Below are 2,596 nucleotides of genomic sequence, written 5' to 3' on the forward strand. Positions count from 1 at the left end.
GCGGGCCGGTCCCGGAAGACCTGCGGGCCGGTCCCGGAAGACCTGCGGGCCGGTCCCCGGAAAAAGGGGCCGGCCCGTTGTCACACTCCCCGTGCGGGATCCGTCAGTGCAGTGACGGCGAGAAGCCAGCAGGGCTCGCCGGATGGATTCCGTAAGGAGAGCAGTGATGGATGCACGGATGAAGAACCCCGCGGTGGTCATTCCGGAGGCCATGCAGCCGCTTCTCAACGTGGCGAAGGCGACCCGCGGCGGCGGGGTGCCGGAGGAGACGCTGGAGCTGGTGCATCTGCGGGCGAGCCAGATCAACGGTTGCAGCTTCTGCGTCGACGGTGGGGTCAAGAGCGCCCGCAAGGCCGGGGTCGCCGACGACAAGCTGTTCGCGGTGGCGGCCTGGCGGGAGGCGCCGTACTTCACCGACGCCGAGCGCGCCGCCCTGGAGCTGGCCGAGCACGCCACCCGCCTCGCCGACCGGTCCGACCCGGTGCCGGACGCGGTCTGGGACGCGGCCGCCCGGCACTTCGACGAGCGCCAGTTGGCGTCCCTCGTCCTGACCATCGGGCTGACGAACCTGTTCAACCGCCTCAACGCCACGACCCGGCAACCCGCCGGTGCCGGCTGGTGATCGAGGCACCACCGACGCGGGGCCGCTCCGGACGGGGCGGCCCTTCCGCGTACCGCACAGCCTGTGGATATGCGGTACGCGGATGTCCAGCCTGGGGGAGATCCAGTCTGCGGACGTCGCCCGCGGGAGCACCGTTCCTGTCGGTGGTGGCGAAGCCGCCGCCGGTTCCAACCCCCATGACCCGCGAGGTAATTGAGGCAACCTCGCCGGCCCGGCAGCCTGGTCGGCGTCGCGCACAGGTCGACCTGATCGACGTAACGGGAGGAAACGCCATGTTCTTCGAGGGCCACGACGGGACCCGGCTCTGGTACGAGGACTACGGGCAGGGCGAGACGCTGGTGTTCGTGTCGAGTGCGATGCTGCCCACCGACATGTGGGAGTACCAGATCCCCTTCTTCGTCGAGCGCGGCTTTCGCTGTGTCGCCTTCGACCGTCGCGGGCACGGCCGCTCGGACCGGCCCTCGTCCGGCTACGACTACGACTCGACCGCCGACGACCTCGCCGCCCTCCTGGAGCATCTCGATCTGCGCGAGGTCACCCTCGTCGGGCACTCGATGGGTGGTGCGGAGATCGCCCGCTTGCTGGCCCGGCACGGCTCCGGCCGGGTCGCCCGCGCCGCGTTCGTCGCCGCGATGCTGCCCTTCCTGAAGCTGACGGACGACAATCCGTACGGGGTGCCACAGGCCGCGTTCGAGGCGTCCCTCGCGCTGCTGCGGACCGACCGGCCCAGGTGGATGGCCCGCCAGGCGCAGGTCTTCTTCGCCACCCACCTGGGCAACAACGACATCTCGCCCCTCATGGTCGACTTCACGATCGCGCAGTGCCTGTCGTGCGCGCCGTACGCGACGCTCCAGGTGCAGCGGGCGATCTTCCACACCGACCACCGGGCGGGGCTGCGCGGGATCGACGTCCCGACGCTGATCGTGCACGGCGCGGCCGACTTCACCGCGCCGGTCGACGTCACCGGCCGGCGTACCGCCGAGCTGATACCGGGCGCCGTCTACAAGGAGTACCCGACGGCCGGACACGGCATCTACGCCAGCCACCACGCTCAGCTCAACGCCGACCTGCTGGAGTTCCTCACCGGCTGATCAGCGGCTGATCACCGGCTGATCACTGGTTGGTCACCGGCTGACGGGGAAGCCCGGCGGCCCGGGCGGGCAGTGGTGTCCGGCGGGCCGGGGCGGTCAGCCGCTCGGCGCCCGCGGGGACCGGCACCGCCGCGAAGATCGCGTCCTGCTGCGCCTGGAGTTCGCGGACCCTCTCCGGCGGGGTGCCGGGCAGCCGCTGCTCCTCGTAGATCGTGTGGGTCGCCAGCTGGGCCGCCTTGCTCTGCGGGGTGTGGAACTGGACCTCGAAGACCTGTCCCGAGTGGGGCGCGCGCCAGGCGGAGTTGACCGCCTTGTAGCCCTTGGCGCGGCCCCAGGTGTTGGACCAGCGGGTGCTGTCGTTGCCCCAGGCGGACAGCAGTCCGGCGGCGACGGTGACGCCTTGGGTGTACTGCCCGGTCGGCCACTGAAGTGTGTAGCGGACCGAGTCTTTGATCTTGGAAAGCGAGGTCTCCACGGGCTGCCCGGGGGTCTCCAGCATCTTGGTGGCGACCTTGCGCTTGAGCGAGTCCGGGGACTTCAGCCGCTGGTCGAAGCCGACGAGTTGGGCATGGCTGAGCAGTGCGGCGGCGCGGACCTGGGGGCTGATGGAGCGCTCCGCCCGCCGCGCGCGGGCGAGGAACGCATCGACCTTCTTGTTGTCGTCGGCGCTGAGCTGGAGCCCGTCCTGGCTCCAGCCGCCGGGATCGGTGGCGCGGGGCTGTGCGGACGGGGCGGGGACGGGGCCGTGCGGCGGCGCGGCCGGGGACGCGGTGGCGGCGTGCACGGCGCCCATGCCCAGCGCGGTGGCCAGCGCGGTGGCCACCGCGGCCCGGGTGACGGCGCGGCGGGCGGTGGCCCAGCCGGTGCGGTACAGGGTCATCGG

The 2,596-nt window shown here is 71.7% G+C and carries 3 protein-coding genes; 2 read left to right on the forward strand and 1 reads right to left on the reverse strand.

Going from position 1 to position 2,596, the window contains the following annotated elements; genetic code table 11:
* Window positions 1–166 precede the first annotated feature (166 nt).
* Together ACO1BR_RS30765 and ACO1BR_RS30770 are read left to right on the forward strand one after the other, a co-directional pair.
* Window positions 167–622 carry a carboxymuconolactone decarboxylase family protein gene (locus ACO1BR_RS30765; RefSeq protein ID WP_426798364.1) on the forward strand — a complete coding sequence of 152 codons (456 nt, stop codon included), beginning with the start codon at window positions 167–169 and terminating at the stop codon, window positions 620–622.
* Between the two features lie 272 nt (window positions 623–894).
* Complete coding sequence (locus tag ACO1BR_RS30770; RefSeq protein WP_426798365.1) at window positions 895–1,713, forward strand: alpha/beta fold hydrolase; 819 nt, start codon at window positions 895–897, stop codon at window positions 1,711–1,713.
* 22 nt (window positions 1,714–1,735) lie between these two features.
* Here the strand turns inward: ACO1BR_RS30770 and ACO1BR_RS30775 are convergent, their stop codons facing one another.
* Entirely contained in the window at window positions 1,736–2,593 is an 858-nt protein-coding gene (locus tag ACO1BR_RS30775; RefSeq protein WP_426798373.1) for an ATP nucleotide 3'-pyrophosphokinase, read from the reverse strand.
* Window positions 2,594–2,596: the final 3 nt, after the last annotated feature.

Source organism: Streptomyces sp. YGL11-2, from assembly GCF_050054615.1.
Classification (GTDB): Bacteria; Actinomycetota; Actinomycetes; order Streptomycetales; family Streptomycetaceae; genus Streptomyces.

What these genes read in the sequence shown, in the direction of transcription:
- ACO1BR_RS30765 (WP_426798364.1), top strand. Translation starts at nt 167, where the DNA reads ATGGATGCACGGATGAAGAACCCCGCGGTGGTCATTCCGGAGGCCATG.
- ACO1BR_RS30770 (WP_426798365.1), top strand. Translation starts at nt 895, where the DNA reads ATGTTCTTCGAGGGCCACGACGGGACCCGGCTCTGGTACGAGGACTAC.
- ACO1BR_RS30775 (WP_426798373.1), bottom strand. Translation starts at nt 2,593, where the DNA reads ATGACCCTGTACCGCACCGGCTGGGCCACCGCCCGCCGCGCCGTCACC.